Consider the following 17,280-nt stretch of genomic DNA (forward strand, 5'->3'; position numbering starts at 1 on the left):
TCCGTCGTCGGCAGCGTCAGAGGTGGATAAGAGACAGGCCCGGCACCCGTGGGTCAGCTGAGCAGGAAGGTCGTCTTCGAACCCGACGCGGGACCGACCGTCAGGCGGCCCTTGTCGTGCCGGACGTAGGCCGAGGGGTCGGTGACCGACCGCAGCGACACGCCCTTCGGCGAGGCGAGGCCCGGCAGCCGCACGAAGCTCGCCTCGGCGGCGAACGAGCCCGCCGTGTCGACGGCGTCGACGGGGTCGATGCGCAGGCTCGTCCCGCTGACCCGCACGTAGCGGTCCGGGAAGTTGACCGACTGCAGCGACACCGTGTCGCCGCCGGCCAGCCCCGCGACGAAGCGGAACTGGCTGTCGGCCAGCTCGCGCACGTCCGCGTCGACGCGCAGCCCGTACTCGACGTGCCGGACGAACGACGTCGACGCGTCGCCCGGCGAGAGCCGCACGATCGGCCCCCCGACGCCCACCGGCACCCCGAACAGGGGGGACCCGTCCGGGTGCCAGTAGAGGCGCTGCGCCCGGGCGTGCCGGTTCGGGTCGTAGAGCGGGTCGCCGACGATGTCGCGGTAGTCGCGGGCGTGGTAGACGAGCACGTCGGTGACGCCGTCCTCGGCCACGGTGAAGCTGTTGTGGCCCGGGCCGTACTGGCGCGTCTGTTCGTTCGTCGTGAACACCGGGTCGGGGCTCTTGGTCCACGACCGGTGGTCGAGCAGGTTCGCGGACGCGTCGGCCGTGAGCAGGCCCATGCAGTACCGCGCGTCGGTGGCGCTGGCCGAGAACGTGACGAACACCTTCCCGTTGCGCACGAGGACGGCCGGGCCCTCGTTGACCTTGAACCCCTGCACCTCCCACGGGAGGGTCGGCGTCGCGATGCGCACCGGGTCCGTGGCGAGGGCGAAGGGCGAGGCCATCTCGGCGATGTACAGGCTCGTGTTGACGGCGATCTCCGGCTCGCTCTGGGCCCACACGAGGTAGCGGCGGCCCGCGAGCTCGAACGTCGTGGAGTCGAGCGCGAAGGACAGCCACGGCGTCATGATCTGTCGAGGTGCACCCCAGCCGGCCGGCTCGCGCGGGTCGGCGAGGCTCGACTCCATGACGTACATGCGGATGTTGAAGACGTTGCCGGCGTCACCGGCGGCGAAGTAGACGTACCAGCGCCCGTCGATCCGGTGCAGCTCGGGAGCCCAGATGTGGCCCCCCATCTGGCCGCTGGTGGGCCGACGCCAGATGACCGACTCGGCAGCCGAGCCGAGGCCCGCGATCGTCGGGGCGCCCCTGACGACGAGTCGGTCGTACTCGGGGACCGAGCCGGTGAACCAGTACGTGCCGTCGACCGGCGGGGTGACGAAGGGGTCGGCCCGCTGCCAGACGAGTGGACTGACGGTCGGCGCGCCGTACACCTCGGCGTCGGTGCGCGGTGGGGTCGGGGCACCGAGCGCGTCTCCGGACAGGGCCGGGGCGGCGAGTCCCGCCGCGGCGAGGGCGAGCCCGCCCTGCAGGAGCGTGCGCCGTGCGATGGCCCGGTGCAGCTGGATGCGTGCGTCGTTCATGGTCGGCCTCACTTGAGCTGGACCCGGATGAAGGTCACCGAGTTCGGGTCGAAGGTGCGGGTGAAGGTGGGCGCGACGCCCTTGATCGTCGTCGTCATCGGCTGGACGGGCTGGGCGCTGCGCGTGTTCTGGGCCTCGGGATCGCCGGAGATGACGGTCATCTCGGCCTTGCCCACGACCCGCGTGCCGGCACCGAGGTCGATCGTGGTGCGGGCCGGGGCTGCCTGGGCGTTGACCACCTTGACGACGAGCTGGTTCCGGGCGGTGTCCCGGGTCACGACCTGCGCGAAGGGCTCGGTCACGGCGTCGTCGCGGAAGCTGCCCCAGAGCGCCCCGTCGAGGTAGAGCTCGACCTGGCCGCCGCGGATCTTGACGTGCACGTCGTAGGTGCGGCCGGTCTCGACCGTGTTCGGCTTGGCGAGCAGGGTCTGCTTGGCTCCGTTCGTGGCCTTCTCGACCGCGCCCTGGGTGTTGTTCCAGCCGCCGAGGTTCCACCAGTAGAAGTTGCCGGAGTCCTTGACGCCGAAGCCGATGAGGAAGCCCTCGGCCCCGGCCGTCTTCGTCGCCTTGAGGCTCAGGTCGTAGTCGTGCCACGCGGGGTCGCCCGCCGTGACGAGGGTGTCCTGGGCGGCGGTGTCGGACTGGACGTAGGCGCCGTCCTGCACCGACCACGTCCCGCGGTTCGCCAGTGGCCTCCACGCGGACGCGTCGCCCGAGAAGTCGTCGCGAAACAGCGGCGAGCCGTCCGCGCCGGTGACCGTGACGTCGTCGTACCTGGCCGCGGTGGCCCACGTCGACAGGCCGATCGCGCCGGTGATCGGCCTGGCCTGGGCGAGGGCCCCGCTCGCCGTGCTCGGCACGACGGCGTCACCGACGTTGTTCATGAACAGCTTCTGCACCTCGTAGCTCGTCGAGCCCCACGAGGCGTTGTTGTCGAACCAGATCATGTCCGGCTTCCACTGGACGTAGTCGATGTTCGACAGCAGTGGTGCGTACGAGGCCATCTTGACGACGTCGGCGTTGCGCTCGAGGCCGGTCATGAAGGCGGCTTCGGAGAGCGCGTTGCGCAGCTTGTTGTCGAGCGAGGCGTACTCGCCGAGGAAGACCTTCGGGCCCTGGCGGTCGTAGCCGTCGTAGCGGGCGTTGTTCTGCAGGAACCAGTCCGGGCTGTTGTAGTAGTGCTCGTCGAGCATCGCCGTGCCGTGGTCCTTGTTGAGGGACCACAGCCGGTCGAAGGTCGTGCCGGTGTCGTCGGGGCCGGAGTTCGACAGCACGGTGACGTCGGGGTACCGCGCCTTGATGGCGGCCTCGAACTTCACGAAGTTGGCGAAGTAGGCGTCAGGCAGGTTCTCCTCGTTGCCGATGGCGATCCGGCTCAGGCCGAAGGGTGCCGGGTGGCCCATGGCGGCGCGCTTGGCGCCCCACTCGCTCGTGACGGGTCCGTTGGCGAACTCGATGAGGTCGAGGGTGTCCTGGATGTGCCGCTGCAGCAGCGCGTCGTCGACGGTGGCACGGTTCTGCCCGCACCCGGTGACGAGGGCTGGGACGACCGGCACCGGCATCGCACCGATGTCCTCGGCGAACTGGAAGTACTCGTAGTAGCCGAGCCCGTAGGACTGGTTGTAGCCCCAGAAGTTGGCGTTCGTCGCGCGCTGCTCGACCGGGCCGATGGTGTCCTTCCACTGGTAGCTGCGGGCCCGGGGGTAGCCGTGCTCGGCGTCGTAGGAGTACATGCTGCCGGTGTTGACGAGGCACCCGCCCGGGAAGCGCACGAAGCCGGGGTGCAGCGCGGCGACCTTCTCGGCGAGGTCCTTGCGCAGACCGTTGACGCGGCCCTTGTAGGTGTCCCGCGGGAAGAGCGAGACCATGTCGAGCCGCAGCGTCCCGGTTCCGCCGGCCTCCACGGCGAGACGTCCGCTCGTCGTCGAGGCGGTGGCCACGAAGCTCCCGCGGTACTGGCGCCACGAGTCGCCGTCGACCTGGAGGTCCAGCGGGGTGGCGTACGTCGTCGTCCGGGCGGCGTCACGGAGCGTCACCGTCAGCGGAGTGCCCGCCGCGGCGTCGGTGCGGGCCCAGACGCTGAAGTCGTACGTCTTGCCCGCCTCCAGCCGGACGCCGGTGTTGTAGCCGGCGTTGGCCAGGCCGTAGCGCCCGCCGGAGGGGTTGGTGAGCGTGAGGCGCAGGTAGGTGCGGTTGCGCTCGTTCATCCGGTCGATGTCGTCGACCGTGGTGGCCGTGCCGCTTCCGCCCGAGCTCGCCGACGTGCTCCACGCGGTGAGGCCGGTGTAGCCGCGGTTGTCGGTGGGGGAGTACTCGAACGAGCGGTTCTGGACGAGCTCGGCGTAGAGACCGCCGTCGGCGGCGCGGTTGATGTCCTCGAAGAAGACGCCGTACATCGAGCGGTCGATGGCGGGTCCGGACCGGGACGGGTCGACGGTGACGCGGTAGTCGAGGGGCTCGGGCGTGGCTGCCCGGGCGCTCGGCAGGCCTGCGAGCAGACCGACGCCGAGGACGCCGGTCGCGAGACCCGCCACGACGCGTGCGTGGCTCATTGGGGGACCTTTCGTGGTCGAGGGCAAGGGCGGTGATGCGTCCGGGTGTCCTCCGCGCACGGGGCAGCACCGGTCGGGAGCTGCCCTGCTCACGAAAGTGAGCGCTAACATAGCAGGCTCAGAGAAGCCGTCAAGCGGGCTGAAAAAGTTCGAGGAAGGACTTGACGGCGGTGAATGTTAACGCTCACACTCTTGCTCCAAGTGGCCTGGCGGCCACGGCGGACGAGGAGGTCGGCCGCACCCAGGCGCCAATGAGGGCGCCCGAAGTTTGGAGGAAGTTCAGTGCTGAAGAAGATCCTTCCGGTGGCCGTCGGAGCCGTGGCGCTCGTCGCCCTCTCGGCCTGTGGCGGCGGCAGCACCGCGGCGACCGGCGCGGGTGCCGGCGCCGGTGCCAAGAGCGGCAAGATCGTCATGGGCTTCGCCCAGGTCGGCGCCGAGAGCGGCTGGCGCACGGCCAACACGAAGAACATCCAGGAGTCGGCCAAGGCGGCCGGCATCGAGCTGAAGTTCTCCGACGCGCAGCAGAAGCAGGAGAACCAGATCAAGGCGATCCGCAGCTTCATCCAGCAGAAGGTCGACGTCATCGCCTTCAGCCCCGTCGTCGAGACCGGCTGGGACACCGTCCTGCTCGAGGCCAAGCGCGCCAACATCCCCGTCATCCTCACCGACCGCGCGGTCGACTCCGAGGACAAGACGCTCTACAAGACCTTCCTCGGCTCGGACTTCGTCGCCGAGGGCAAGAAGGCCGGCGACTGGCTCGTCAAGGACAGCCAGGGCAAGAGCGAGGTCGACGTCGTCGAGCTGCAGGGGACGACGGGTGCCGCACCGGCGATCGACCGCAAGCAGGGCTTCGCCGACGCCATCAAGGCCGCCCCGCAGATCAAGGTCGTCGCCTCGCAGACCGGCGACTTCACCCGCTCCGGCGGCAAGCAGGTCATGGAGGCCTTCCTCAAGTCGGTGCCCAAGATCGACGTCGTCTACGCGCACAACGACGACATGGCGCTCGGGGCCATCGAGGCCATCGAGGCCGCGGGCAAGGTCCCGGGCAAGGACATCAAGATCATCTCGGTCGACGCGGTCCACGACGGCATGCAGGCGCTCGCCGACGGCAAGATCAGCTACATCGTCGAGTGCAGCCCGCTCCTCGGCGACCAGCTGATGGACCTCGCCAAGAAGGTCGTCGCCGGCCAGTCGGTGCCCGAGCGCGTCGTCACCCAGGAGACCACCTTCACGCAGGAGCAGGCCAAGGCGGCCCTGCCCTCGCGCAAGTACTGAGGTCGCGCGGCGCACGCGCCGACCTTCCCAGACGGCGGCCCCCGTCACCCTCCGGGTGTGGTGGCGGGGGCCGTCCACCACCACCGGCGCGGGGCCCACGGCGACCGCCCGGCACGCCCGAGGCGCCACCCACCCCAGCACCCACCACCACCCACCCGCATCCGGAACCGAAGGACACGCCATGACGGTCACGCCGAGCACGCGGCCACCGGACGAAGCCCGCCCCGTCGTCGCGATGAGCGGCATCACGATGGAGTTCCCCGGCGTCGTCGCCCTCCAGGACGTCGACTTCCGCCTCCTGCCGGGCGAGGTCCACGCGCTCATGGGCGAGAACGGCGCCGGCAAGTCCACGCTCATCAAGGTGCTGACCGGCGTGTACTCCGCGACCAGGGGCACGACCGAGCTCGACGGGTCGGGCGTGCGCTTCTCGGGACCGGGCGAGGCCCAGGCGGCCGGTGTGGCCACGGTCTACCAGGAGGTCAACCTCTGCGCGAACCTCACCGTCGCCGAGAACATCCTGCTCGGCCGCGAGCCGCATCGGTTCGGTGCCATCGACATGGGCGCGACGCGGGCCCGGGCCGCCGAGCTGCTGGCCCAGATGGGCCTGCGCATCGACCCCGGATCGGTCCTCGCCGAGCACCCCATCGCGGTGCAGCAGCTCGTCGCCATCGCCCGCGCGGTCGCCGTCGACGCGCGGGTGCTCATCCTCGACGAGCCCACCTCGAGCCTGGACCAGGACGAGGTCGCCGAGCTGTTCCGGATCATGCGCCACCTCCGCGACCAGGGCGTCGCCATCCTCTTCGTCTCGCACTTCCTCGAGCAGGTCTACGAGATCGCCGACCGGATGACGGTCCTGCGCAACGGCCGCCTCGTCGGCGAGTACCTGACCCGCGACCTGAGCCGGATCCAGCTCGTGTCGGCGATGATCGGCCGCGAGCTCGGCGTCCTGGAGGAGGTCGAGCGGCTCGCCGAGGACGCCGGCTCGGGGGCGTCCGACGCGCCGCCTGTCCTCGAGGCCACGGGCCTGGGTCGACGCGGCTCGATCGCCCCGTTCGACCTGACCATCCGCGCCGGCGAGGTCGTCGGGCTCGCCGGCCTGCTCGGCAGCGGCCGCACCGAGCTGGCGCGCCTGCTCTTCGGCGCCGACCGCGCCGACTCCGGGTCCCTGCGGGTCGGCGGCAAGGGGATCTCGCTGCGCACCCCGCGCGCCGCCATCGCCTCCGGCATCGCCTTCTGCAGCGAGGACCGCAAGGGCGAGGGCATCCTCGCCGACCTGTCCATCCGCGACAACCTCGTCCTCGCGATGCAGGCCGCGCGCGGCTGGGCCCGGCCCATCCCTCGCCGGACCAAGGACGAGCTCGTCGCCCGCTGGATCGAGACGCTCGACATCCGTCCCGCCGACCCCGACGCCATCGTCGGGCGCCTGTCGGGCGGCAACCAGCAGAAGGTCCTTCTCGCGCGCTGGCTCGTGACCCGACCCCGGCTGCTCATCCTCGACGAGCCGACCCGAGGCATCGACATCGGTGCCAAGGCGCAGATCCAGAAGCTCGTCGCCCAGCTCGCGGCCGACGGCATGGCCGTCGTCTACATCTCCGCCGAGCTCGAGGAGGTGGCGCGCCTCTCGCACCGCGTCGTCGTCCTCAAGGACCGCACGAAGGTGGCCGAGCTCGACGCATCGGCGACCGTCGACGACATCCTGCGGCTCATCGCCGAGGCCGGCCCCGCCACCGGGACCGGCTCCGGCGACGGGGTCGCCCTGACCGAGCAGGTGGCCTCATGACGACGACCCCCGCCGCCGGCGGCGCCAGGCGCGGGGGAGCGGCCCAGCGCCTCCGCGGGAGCCGGCTCCTCTGGCCCCTCGTCGCGCTCGTGGCCCTCCTCGCGGCCAACGCCGTCAGCAACCCCGAGTTCCTCGCCGTGCGCCTGCAGGACGGCCACCTCTACGGCAGCCTCGTCGACATCCTCAAGAACGGTGCGCCGACCCTGCTCATCGCCCTCGGCATGACGCTCGTCATCGCGACCCGCGGCATCGACCTGTCGGTCGGCGCGGTCGCCGCCATCGCCGCCGCTGTCGCGTGCACGACGATCGTCGGCTCGTCCGACCCGACGGGCGCGGGAGCGGCGGTCCGGGGGGTCCTCCTCGCGCTCGCGCTGTGCGTCGTGCTCGGGCTGTGGAACGGCCTGCTCGTCTCCGCCCTCGGCATCCAGCCGATCATCGCGACGCTCGTGCTCATGACGGCCGGACGAGGCATCGCGATGCTCGTCACCGACGGCCAGATCATCACGGTCCGCAACGACCCCTTCGGCGAGATCGGGGCCGGCTTCCTCGTGCTGCCGATCGCCATCCTCGTGGCGCTCGCGGTCCTCGTCGGCGTCGCGCTCGTCACGCGTCGCACCGCCCTCGGGCTGCTCATCGAGTCCGTCGGCATCAACCCCGAGGCGAGCCGCCTGGCGGGCATCCGCTCGCGCACCATCATCTGGACCGTCTACGTCTTCGCGGCCCTGTGCGCCGGGGTCGCCGGCCTGATGATCAGCTCGAACGTCAGCGCCGCCGACGCCAACAGCGCCGGCCTGTGGATCGAGATGGACGCCATCCTCGCCGTCGTCATCGGCGGCACCTCGCTCGCCGGCGGCCGGTACTCGCTGGCAGGCACGCTCGTCGGTGCGCTCATCATCCAGACGCTGACGACGACCGTGTACTCGATGGGCATCGCCCCCGAGGTGACGCTCGTGTTCAAGGCGGTCGTCGTGCTCGCCGTCTGCCTCCTGCAGGCGCCCCGCATCCGCGAGCGGTTCCGGCGCAGCCGGCGTCCGTCCACCACGGGCACGGCGGGGACCACGACGTCGGACTCCCTCGCCGGTCAGACGTCCTCGGCTCCCGGCGCCCAGCCAGCCCCCTCCGTGGAGCGCCCCGACCCCACACCCGTCACCCAGCAGAAGGTGGCCCAGCCATGACGACCACCACACCCACGCGCCGCACCGTCCCCGGTCTGTCGCGCGTGCCCAGGGTGCCGGGCCGGGTGCTCCCCGTCGTCGCGACCTTCGTCCTGTTCGTGCTGCTCTTCGGCGCCGGCTCGGTGCGCTACGAGGGCTTCACGTCGGGCCAGGTGTTCGCGAACCTCTTCATCGACAACGCGTTCCTCATCGTCCTGGCCGTCGGCATGACGTTCGTCATCCTCACGGGCGGCATCGACCTGTCGGTCGGGGCGGTCGTGGCCCTGTCGACGATGGTCGCGGCCGCGACCCTGCGCGCCGGTCTGCCGGCGCCCGTCGTCATCCTCCTCGTGCTCGGCATCGGCACCGGCCTCGGCGTCGTCATGGGCCTCGTCATCCACCACTTCGAGATCCAGCCCTTCATCGTCACGCTCGCCGGCATGTTCCTCGCCCGCGGCATGTGCTTCGTCATCGGCGTCGAGTCGATCTCCATCAAGGACCCGTTCTTCCGCGCCCTCGCCACCGGCACCATCGAGCTCGGTGGCGGCGTCGTCATCACGTGGAGCGTCGTCATCGCCCTCGTCATCGTCGCCGTGGCCGCCTGGGTGCTGCACCGCACCCGCTTCGGCCGCACCGTGTACGCGGTGGGCGGCAGCGAGTCCTCGGCTGCCCTCATGGGCCTGCCCGTCGGACGCGTCAAGGTGGCGGTGTACGGGATCAGCGGGCTCTGCGCGTCGATCGCCGGGCTCCTCTTCAGCGTCTACATGCTCTCCGGCTACGGCCTGCACGCCGTGGGGATGGAGCTCGACGCCATCGCCTCGGTCGTCATCGGCGGCACCTTGCTCTCCGGTGGCGTCGGGCTCGTCCTGGGGTCCCTTCTCGGGGTCCTCGTCCTGGGTGTCATCCAGACACTGATCTCGTTCCAAGGCACGCTGAGCTCATGGTGGACCAAGATCGCGATCGGAACCCTGCTCCTGCTGTTCATCGTCATGCAGCGCCTCTTCACGAGGAGGGCGACATGACCGACACCGCGGCCCGGGCACCGGTCATGCAGGACGTCGCGCGGCTCGCCGGCGTCTCGCACCAGACGGTCTCGCGCGTCATCAACGGCGCCACGAGCATCCGGCCCGAGACCCGCGAGCGCGTCCTTCAGGCGATCGAGCAGCTCGGGTACCGGCCCAACACGGCCGCCCGCGCGCTCGTGAGCGGCCGGTCCGGGACGATCGGCATCATCGCCACCGCCTCGACGCTGTTCGGCCCGACGAGCGTGCACCGCACCGTCAACACCGCGGCGCGCAAGGCCGGGTTCTTCGCCTCCTCGGTCTCGCTGTCCGAGATGACCCGTGAGGGCTTCGACGCCGCGGTCGACCACCTCGACCGGCTCGCCGTCGAGGGCATCGTCGTCATCGCCGGGCACGACGAGGCGCTCGAGGTGGCCCGGTCCCGCAGCGCGCGGCTGCCCTTCGTCATCGTCGAGGGCGACCTCACCCGGGCCAGGCGTACCGTCGGCGTCGACAACGTGGCCGGTGCCCGGATGGTCACCCGGCACCTCGTCGACCTCGGCCACGTCGAGATCGCCCACGTCACCGGCCCGCTCGACTGGGCGGAGGCCCGGGCGCGGGCCGAGGGCTGGCGCGCGGAGATGGTCGCTGCCGGCCACCGTCCGATGGAGCCGGTCGCGGGGGACTGGTCCGCCGAGAGCGGCTACCACGCGGGTCTGGAGCTGGCCGAGAACCCCGACGTCACAGCGGTCTTCGCCGCCAACGACCAGATGGCCATCGGTGTCCTGCGGGCCCTGCACGAGGCGGGCCGGTCGGTGCCGGACGACGTCAGCGTCGTCGGCTTCGACGACGTGCCGGAGGCCGCGTACCTCATCCCACCGCTGACCACCGTCCGCCAGGACTTCACGGCCATCGGCCACGAGGCGATCTCGATGCTCACCGCCGTCATCGCCGGCGAGACCGACCAGGCCCCCAGCCTCATCGACCCCGAGCTCGTCGTCCGGGCGAGCACCGCGCCGTCCCGCCAGTCCCGCAGCCCCAGGAGCACAGACACATGACCACCCCCGCCCCGCCCGCCGACCGCCGGCGGTACGTCGTCGGCGTCGACTTCGGCACCCTGTCGGGCCGAGCGCTCGTCGTCCGCGTCGACGACGGCGCCGAGCTCGCCTCGGCCGTCCACGAGTACGGCCACGGGGTCGTGACGGACCGGCTGCCGGTCGGTGACGCGCCCCTTCCGCCCGAGTGGGCGCTGCAGGTGCCCGACGACTACCGTGACGTGCTCCGCCACGCCGTTCCCGCGGCGGTCGCGGCGGCCGGGATCGACCCGACCGACGTGGTGGGCATCGCCACCGACTTCACCGCGTGCACGGTGCTGCCGACGACGGCGGACGGCACACCGCTGTCCGAGCTGGCGCAGTGGGCCGACCGCCCGCACGCGTACACGAAGCTGTGGAAGCACCATGCAGCACAGGCCCAGGCCGACCGCATCAACAGCCTCGCGGAGGAGCGCGGGGAGGCCTGGCTGTCCCGCTACGGCGGCCTCATCAGCTCCGAGTGGGAGTTCGCCAAGGCGCTGCAGGTCCTCGAGGAGGACCCCGAGGTCTACGCCGCGACGGACCGCTGGGTCGAGGCCGCGGACTGGATCGTGTGGCAGCTGGCCGGCACCTACGTCCGCAACGCCTGCACGGCCGGCTACAAGGGCATCCGCCAGGACGGCAGCTACCCGTCGGAGGACTTCTGCGCGGCCCTCAACCCCGACTTCCGCACCTTCGTCGCCGACAAGCTCGACCAGCCGATCGGCGAGCTCGGTTCCCGCGCAGGCGGGCTCACCGCCCAGGCTGCGGCGTGGACCGGCCTGCCCGAGGGCATCGCGGTGGCGGTCGGCAACGTCGACGCCCACGTGAGCGCCCCGGCGGCCCGGGCCACCGCGCCGGGGCAGATGGTCGCCATCATGGGCACCTCGACGTGCCACGTGATGAGCAGCGACGTCCTCAGGGACGTGCCCGGCATGTGCGGTGTCGTCGACGGCGGCATCATCGAGGGCCTCTACGGCTACGAGGCCGGGCAGTCCGGCGTCGGCGACATCTTCGGCTGGTTCACGCGCACCGGCGTCCCCGCCGAGTACGTCTCCGCCGCAGCGGAGTCCGGTGAGTCGGTGCACGAGTACCTGACCAGGCTGGCGGCACGTCAGGCGGTCGGCGAGCACGGGCTGATCGCTCTCGACTGGCACAGCGGCAACCGCTCCGTCCTCGTCGACCACGAGCTGTCCGGGCTCCTCGTCGGCCAGACCCTCGCGACCCGGCCCGAGGACGTCTACCGGGCGCTCATCGAGGCCACCGCCTTCGGCACGCGGGTCATCCTCGAGGCCTTCCGCGACAGCGGCGTCCCGGTGTCCGAGCTCGTCATCGCCGGCGGGCTGGCGAAGAACCCGCTCCTCATGCAGGTGTACGCCGACGTCACGCGGCTGCCGCTGTCGGTCATCGGCTCGGAGCAGGGGCCGGCACTGGGCTCGGCGATCCACGCGGCCGTCGCCGCGGGCGTCCACCCGGACGTCGCCGCGGCGGCCGAGGCGATGGGCAAGGTGCGCCGCTCCGTCTACGTGCCCGACGACACGGCCGCCGACGCGTACGACGCGCTCTTCGCCGAGTACGTGGCGCTGCACGACCACTTCGGCCGCGGCGGCAACGACGTCATGAAGCGCCTCAAGGCCTTGCGGCGCACCGCGATCGCCGCGCGCACGGCCGCACCGGCCGGCGCCGCGCCCGCCGCCTCAGCCCAGGAGGCCAGCGCAGGAGGTGAGGCTGCGTGAGCGTGGCCACCGATGTGAACGCAACCATCGCGTCGCTCCGTCGCGAGGTGTGTGCCCTGCACGCCGAGCTGACGCGCTACCAGCTCGTCATCTGGACCGCCGGCAACGTCTCCGCCCGGGTCCCCGGGCGCGACCTCATGGTCATCAAGCCGAGCGGTGTCTCCTACGACGACCTCACGCCGGAGAACATGGTCGTCTGCGACCTGCACGGCCGTGTCGTCGACGGCGACCTCGCCCCGTCCAGCGACACCGACGCTCAGGCCTACGTCTACCGCGAGATGCCGCACGTCGGCGGCGTCGTGCACACGCACTCGACGTACGCGACGGCCTGGGCCTCACGGGGCGAGTCGATCCCGTGCGCGCTGACGATGATGGCCGACGAGTTCGGCGGCGAGATCCCGGTGGGCCCGTTCGCCCTCATCGGGGACGACTCGATCGGGCGGGGCATCGTCGAGACCCTGACGAGCAGCCGGTCGGCGGCGGTGCTCATGCGCAACCACGGTGTCTTCACCATCGGCAAGGACGCCCGCTCGGCCGTCAAGGCGGCCGTGATGTGCGAGGACGTCGCGCGCACCGTCCACATCGCCCGCCAGCTCGGCACCCCGATCGCCATCGACCAGGCCGACGTCGACTCCCTGTACGACCGCTACCAGAACGTCTACGGCCAGCGCTGACCGGCGCCCGGGGTGCGCCCCGGTGCACGCCCGTCGCACCACGACGGATCCCACGAAGGAGACCCACCATGACCGCCACCACCACTCCCGCCGCGTCGGCCGGCTCCGCCGCCCCTGCGCGCGAGGTCTGGTTCCTCACCGGCAGCCAGCACCTCTACGGCGAGGAGACCTTGCGACAGGTGGCCGAGCAGTCGCAGGCGATCGCGAAGGAGATCGACGCCGGCGGAGTGCTGCCGGCGCGGGTCGTGTGGAAGCCGATCCTGGCCGACTCGGCCGCGATCCACACCGCGGTGCTCGAGGCCAACGCGGCGCCGGGCTGCATCGGGGTGATCACCTGGATGCACACGTTCTCGCCGGCCAAGATGTGGATCACCGGCCTGGACGCGCTGCGCAAGCCGATGCTGCACCTGCACACGCAGGCGGGGGCGGAGCTGCCGTGGTCGAGCATCGACATGGACTTCATGAACCTCAACCAGGCCGCGCACGGTGACCGCGAGTTCGGCTTCGTCGGGGCCCGGCTCGGGGTGGCCCGCAAGGTCGTCGCCGGCCACGTCAGCAACCCGGCCGTCCTGGAGCGGATCGGCGCGTGGGGTCGGGCGGCGGCCGGCGTGGCCGAGCTGCGTTCGATGCGGCTGGCCCGGTTCGGCGACAACATGCGCGACGTGGCGGTGACCGAGGGTGACAAGGTCGAGGCGCAGCTGCGGTTCGGCGTCTCGGTCAACACCTACGGCGTCAACGACCTCGTGAAGGTCGTCGACGCGGTGGCCGACGCCGAGGTCGACGCGCTCGTCGCGGAGTACGAGCAGACGTACGCCGTCGTTCCCGAGCTGCGGCGGGGCGGGGCGCGGCACGAGTCGCTGCGCTACGGCGCGCGGATCGAGGCGGGTCTGCGCGCGTTCCTGACCGACGGCGGGTTCACCGCGTTCACGACGAACTTCGAGGACCTCGGCGGTCTGCGCCAGCTGCCCGGTCTGGCGGTGCAGCGGCTCATGGCCGACGGGTACGGGTTCGGCGGCGAGGGCGACTGGAAGACCTCGGTGCTGCTGCGCACGACGAAGGCCATGGCGCAGGGACTGCCGGGCGGCACGTCCTTCATGGAGGACTACACGTACCACCTGGTCCCCGGCGAGGAGAAGATCCTCGGGGCGCACATGCTGGAGGTGTGCCCGAGCATCGCGGGCCGGCAGCCGAGCCTGGAGATCCACCCGTTGGGCATCGGTGGTCGGGAGGACCCGGTGCGCCTGAAGTTCACGGCCGCCCCCGGCGCCGGTGTCGTCGTGGGCATGAGTGACCTCGGCGGCCGGTTCCGCCTCACCCTCAACGAGATCGACGTCGTCGAGCCGGACGAGGACCTGCCGCGGCTGCCGGTGGCGTGCGCGGTGTGGGAGCCGCGCCCGAACCTGTCGACGTCGGCCGAGTCGTGGTTGCTGGCGGGCGCGCCGCACCACACCGTCCTGTCGACCGCCGTCGGCACCGAGGAGTTCCGCGACCTCGCCGAGATGGTCTCGACCGAGCTCGTCGTCATCGACGCCGACACGACCCCCGAGAGCCTGCGCCAGCAGCTGCGCTGGAGCGCGGCCTACCACCGCCTCGCCGCCCGGCTCTGACGACACCCAGACCCCTGGTGGTGGGGAGCGCAGCGTCCTCGCCGCCACCAGGTCACCGCACCTGCGCCGAACGGCAGTTCCGAGCAGTGCACCGACAGCATGACCCAGCCGGCCGGCCAGTGCCGGCTGACACCCGAAGAATGGAGCACACAGTGATTCGCAGGACTGTTGCGGCGATCGCCGTTGGTGCCGTGGCCGTGAGCCTCAGCGCCTGTGGTCGGCAGACCCAGTCGGCGGGGGCCGGCGCCGCCCCCGCGGGGAAGGGGACGATCGGCGTCGCGATGCCGACCAAGACCTCCGAGCGGTGGATCAAGGACGGCGACTACATCAAGCAGCAGCTCGAGGCCGCGGGGTACAAGGTCAACCTCCAGTACGCCAACGACGACATCCCGACCCAGGTCAGCCAGGTCAACGACATGGTGACCAAGAACAACAAGATCCTCGTCGTGGCCTCGATCGACGGCACCGCCCTCAAGGGTGCGCTCCAGGAGGCCAAGGACGCCGGCATCCCCGTCATCGCCTACGACCGGCTCCTGCGCGACACGAACGCGGTCGACTACTACACGACCTTCGACAACCTCAAGGTCGGCAAGCTGCAGGCCGAGTCGCTCCTCAAGGGCCTCGAGGCGAGCGGCGCCCCGAAGCCGTGGAACGTCGAGCTGTTCGCCGGGTCGCCCGACGACAACAACGCCACCTTCTTCTTCAACGGCGCCATGGAGGTCCTCAAGCCGAAGATCAACTCCGGCGACATCGTCATCGGCTCGGGGGAGACCGACTTCAAGACCGTCGCGACCCTGCGCTGGGACGCCGCCGTCGCGAAGAAGCGGATGGAGAACCTGCTGACCAAGGCGTACTCGACGAAGGACGTCAACGGCGTGCTCTCGCCCTACGACGGCCTGTCGCGCGGCATCATCGCCGCGCTCAAGGGCAGCGGGTACGGCAGCGGGGGCAAGCAGCTCCCGGTCGTGACCGGACAGGACGCCGAGCTCGAGTCGGTCAAGTCGATCCTCGCCGGCGAGCAGTACTCGACGGTCTTCAAGAACACCCGCGACCTCGCGCAGGCCACGGTGAAGATGATCCAGGAGATCGACACGAAGAAGACGGTCACCGTCAACGACACGACGTCGTACAACAACGGCATCAAGAACGTCCCGACGATGCTGCTGCAGCCGGTCGCCGTCGACAAGAGCAACGCCACGGACGTGCTGATCAGCGCGAAGTACTACACCGCCGACCAGCTGAAGTAGCCGAGCCGTGGGCCCTTGGTGCGGCCGGCGGCGCACCCCGCCGCACCAGGGGCCCGGCTCGGGTCGAGAGAGAGACGCGAGTGACCATGAACACGACGATGCTGTCGATGCGCTCCATCACCAAGGAGTTCCCGGGGGTGAAGGCGCTGTCCGACGTCAACCTCGAGGTGCAGCGCGGCGAGATCCATTCCATCTGCGGCGAGAACGGCGCCGGCAAGTCGACCCTGATGAAGGTGCTTTCGGGGGTCTATCCCCACGGGACGTACACCGGCGAGATCCATTTCGACGGGCGGCTGTGCGAGTTCAGGGGAATCCGCGAGAGCGAAGCGGCGGGCATCGTCATCATCCACCAGGAGCTGGCGCTCGTCCCGGAGCTGTCGATCCTGGAGAACCTCTTCCTCGGCAACGAGCAGGCCTCCGCGGGGCGGATCAACTGGCTCGCCGCGCGGCAGCGCGCGCTCGAGCTCTTCGCACGGGTAGGCCTGGACGAGGACCCCGACACACAGATCAAGAACATCGGCATCGGCAAGCAGCAGCTCGTCGAGATCGCCAAGGCCCTGGCCAAGGACGTCAAGCTCCTCATCCTCGACGAGCCGACCTCGGCCCTCAACGACACGGACTCCCGCCACCTGCTCGACCTGCTCCTCGGCCTCAAGGCCAAGGGCATCACCTCGATCATGATCAGCCACAAGCTCGCCGAGATCGAGGAGGTGTCCGACTCGATCACCATCATCCGCGACGGGCGCACCATCGAGACCCTCGACGTGCGGCGTGGCGAGGTCAACGAGGACCGGATCATCCGCGGGATGGTGGGCCGTGACCTCGACCACCGGTTCCCCCCGCACGAGCCGACGGTCGGCGAGCTGCTGCTCGAGATCCGTGACTGGACCGTGGCCCACCCCCAGGACTCGTCACGGCTCGTCGTCAAGGGCGCCAGCATGAGGATCCGCCGCGGCGAGATCGTCGGGCTCGCGGGCCTCATGGGCGCCGGTCGCACGGAGCTGGCTCGCAGCGTCTTCGGTGAGTCCTACGGCCACAAGATCAGCGGCGAGCTGGTCAAGGACGGGAAGGTGCTCCGCGCCAACACCGTCCGGCGCGCTATCGACGCCGGGCTGGCCTACGTCACCGAGGACCGGAAGAGCCTCGGGCTCAACCTGCTCGACTCCATCCGGGTCTCCATCACTGCGGCCGGCCTCCGGAACATCCGCGGCCGCGCCGGTGCCGTCGACCAGCGGCAGGAGGTGCTCGCGGCCGAGCGCTACCGCCGCGACATGAACATCAAGACGCCCTCCATCGAGACGGGGGTCGCCAAGCTCTCCGGGGGCAACCAGCAGAAGGTCGTCCTCGGCAAGTGGATGTTCACCGAGCCCGACGTGCTCATCCTCGACGAGCCGACGCGCGGCATCGACGTCGGCGCGAAGTACGAGATCTACGAGATCGTCAACCGTCTCGCCGACAGCGGACGCGGCGTCCTCGTCATCTCCTCGGAGCTGCCCGAGCTGCTCGGGCTCTGCGACCGCATCTACACCCTCAGTGCAGGGGTCATCACCGCGGAGGTTCCGCGGGAACAGGCAAACCAGGAAGTGCTCATGCGACACATGACCCAGCGAAAGGCCGACTGAGATGGC

At 70.7% G+C, this 17,280-nt stretch carries 12 protein-coding genes; 10 read left to right on the forward strand and 2 right to left on the reverse strand.

Features of this window, described 5'->3' with window-relative positions; all coding sequences use genetic code 11:
* Window positions 1-53: 53 nt before the first annotated feature.
* Window positions 54-1,553 carry a family 43 glycosylhydrolase gene (locus ACR9ZK_RS08235; protein ID WP_481341410.1) on the reverse strand — a complete coding sequence of 500 codons (1,500 nt, stop codon included), beginning with the start codon at window positions 1,551-1,553 and terminating at the stop codon, window positions 54-56.
* Window positions 1,554-1,561: 8 nt separating this feature from the next.
* A complete protein-coding gene (locus ACR9ZK_RS08240) occupies window positions 1,562-4,105 on the reverse strand; it encodes an alpha-L-arabinofuranosidase C-terminal domain-containing protein (protein ID WP_481341411.1) in 2,544 nt (847 codons plus the stop codon).
* Between the two features lie 282 nt (window positions 4,106-4,387).
* Between ACR9ZK_RS08240 and ACR9ZK_RS08245 the strand changes: the two genes are divergently transcribed.
* The 10 genes from ACR9ZK_RS08245 (at window position 4,388) to mmsA (ending at window position 17,274) form a co-directional block, all read left to right on the forward strand.
* On the forward strand, window positions 4,388-5,380 hold the full coding sequence (locus ACR9ZK_RS08245) for an ABC transporter substrate-binding protein (RefSeq protein ID WP_481341412.1): 993 nt from the start codon (window positions 4,388-4,390) through the stop codon (window positions 5,378-5,380).
* Window positions 5,381-5,561: 181 nt separating this feature from the next.
* On the forward strand, window positions 5,562-7,160 hold the full coding sequence (locus ACR9ZK_RS08250) for a sugar ABC transporter ATP-binding protein (protein WP_481341413.1): 1,599 nt from the start codon (window positions 5,562-5,564) through the stop codon (window positions 7,158-7,160).
* A complete protein-coding gene (locus tag ACR9ZK_RS08255; RefSeq protein WP_481341414.1) occupies window positions 7,157-8,335 on the forward strand; it encodes an ABC transporter permease in 1,179 nt (392 codons plus the stop codon). Before ACR9ZK_RS08250 ends, ACR9ZK_RS08255 begins: the two co-directional genes overlap by 4 nt.
* The gene (gene yjfF / locus ACR9ZK_RS08260; RefSeq protein WP_481341415.1) at window positions 8,332-9,336 is read left to right on the forward strand and encodes a galactofuranose ABC transporter, permease protein YjfF; all 1,005 of its coding nucleotides are present in this window, start codon (window positions 8,332-8,334) and stop codon (window positions 9,334-9,336) included. Before ACR9ZK_RS08255 ends, yjfF begins: the two co-directional genes overlap by 4 nt.
* Window positions 9,333-10,373, forward strand: a complete 1,041-nt coding sequence (locus ACR9ZK_RS08265; RefSeq protein ID WP_481341416.1) for a LacI family DNA-binding transcriptional regulator — start codon at window positions 9,333-9,335, stop codon at window positions 10,371-10,373. Before yjfF ends, ACR9ZK_RS08265 begins: the two co-directional genes overlap by 4 nt.
* On the forward strand, window positions 10,370-12,124 hold the full coding sequence (gene araB / locus ACR9ZK_RS08270; RefSeq protein WP_481341417.1) for a ribulokinase: 1,755 nt from the start codon (window positions 10,370-10,372) through the stop codon (window positions 12,122-12,124). The genes ACR9ZK_RS08265 and araB overlap by 4 nt, the downstream gene beginning before the upstream one ends.
* A 2-nt stretch (window positions 12,125-12,126) precedes the next feature.
* Window positions 12,127-12,798 (forward strand): L-ribulose-5-phosphate 4-epimerase, encoded by a 672-nt coding sequence (locus ACR9ZK_RS08275; protein ID WP_481341418.1) that lies wholly within the window; start codon window positions 12,127-12,129, stop codon window positions 12,796-12,798.
* 68 nt (window positions 12,799-12,866) lie between these two features.
* The gene (araA, locus tag ACR9ZK_RS08280) at window positions 12,867-14,405 is read left to right on the forward strand and encodes an L-arabinose isomerase (protein WP_481341419.1); all 1,539 of its coding nucleotides are present in this window, start codon (window positions 12,867-12,869) and stop codon (window positions 14,403-14,405) included.
* A gap of 281 nt (window positions 14,406-14,686) precedes the next feature.
* Window positions 14,687-15,652: a multiple monosaccharide ABC transporter substrate-binding protein gene (gene chvE, locus ACR9ZK_RS08285; protein WP_481341420.1), complete on the forward strand. Its 966-nt coding sequence runs from the start codon at window positions 14,687-14,689 to the stop codon at window positions 15,650-15,652.
* Between the two features lie 86 nt (window positions 15,653-15,738).
* The gene (gene mmsA / locus ACR9ZK_RS08290; RefSeq protein ID WP_481341421.1) at window positions 15,739-17,274 is read left to right on the forward strand and encodes a multiple monosaccharide ABC transporter ATP-binding protein; all 1,536 of its coding nucleotides are present in this window, start codon (window positions 15,739-15,741) and stop codon (window positions 17,272-17,274) included.
* Window positions 17,275-17,280 lie beyond the last annotated feature (6 nt).

The sequence above is a fragment of the Monashia sp. HAY1-5C genome (genome assembly GCF_056755255.1).

Coding starts and splice junctions, on each gene's coding strand:
- mmsA (WP_481341421.1), top strand. CDS start 15,739: ATGAACACGACGATGCTGTCGATGCGCTCCATCACCAAGGAGTTCCCG.
- chvE (WP_481341420.1), top strand. CDS start 14,687: ATGCCGACCAAGACCTCCGAGCGGTGGATCAAGGACGGCGACTACATC.
- ACR9ZK_RS08240 (WP_481341411.1), bottom strand. CDS start 4,105: ATGAGCCACGCACGCGTCGTGGCGGGTCTCGCGACCGGCGTCCTCGGC.
- ACR9ZK_RS08235 (WP_481341410.1), bottom strand. CDS start 1,553: ATGAACGACGCACGCATCCAGCTGCACCGGGCCATCGCACGGCGCACG.
- yjfF (WP_481341415.1), top strand. CDS start 8,332: ATGACGACCACCACACCCACGCGCCGCACCGTCCCCGGTCTGTCGCGC.
- araA (WP_481341419.1), top strand. CDS start 12,867: ATGACCGCCACCACCACTCCCGCCGCGTCGGCCGGCTCCGCCGCCCCT.
- ACR9ZK_RS08255 (WP_481341414.1), top strand. CDS start 7,157: ATGACGACGACCCCCGCCGCCGGCGGCGCCAGGCGCGGGGGAGCGGCC.
- araB (WP_481341417.1), top strand. CDS start 10,370: ATGACCACCCCCGCCCCGCCCGCCGACCGCCGGCGGTACGTCGTCGGC.
- ACR9ZK_RS08265 (WP_481341416.1), top strand. CDS start 9,333: ATGACCGACACCGCGGCCCGGGCACCGGTCATGCAGGACGTCGCGCGG.
- ACR9ZK_RS08250 (WP_481341413.1), top strand. CDS start 5,562: ATGACGGTCACGCCGAGCACGCGGCCACCGGACGAAGCCCGCCCCGTC.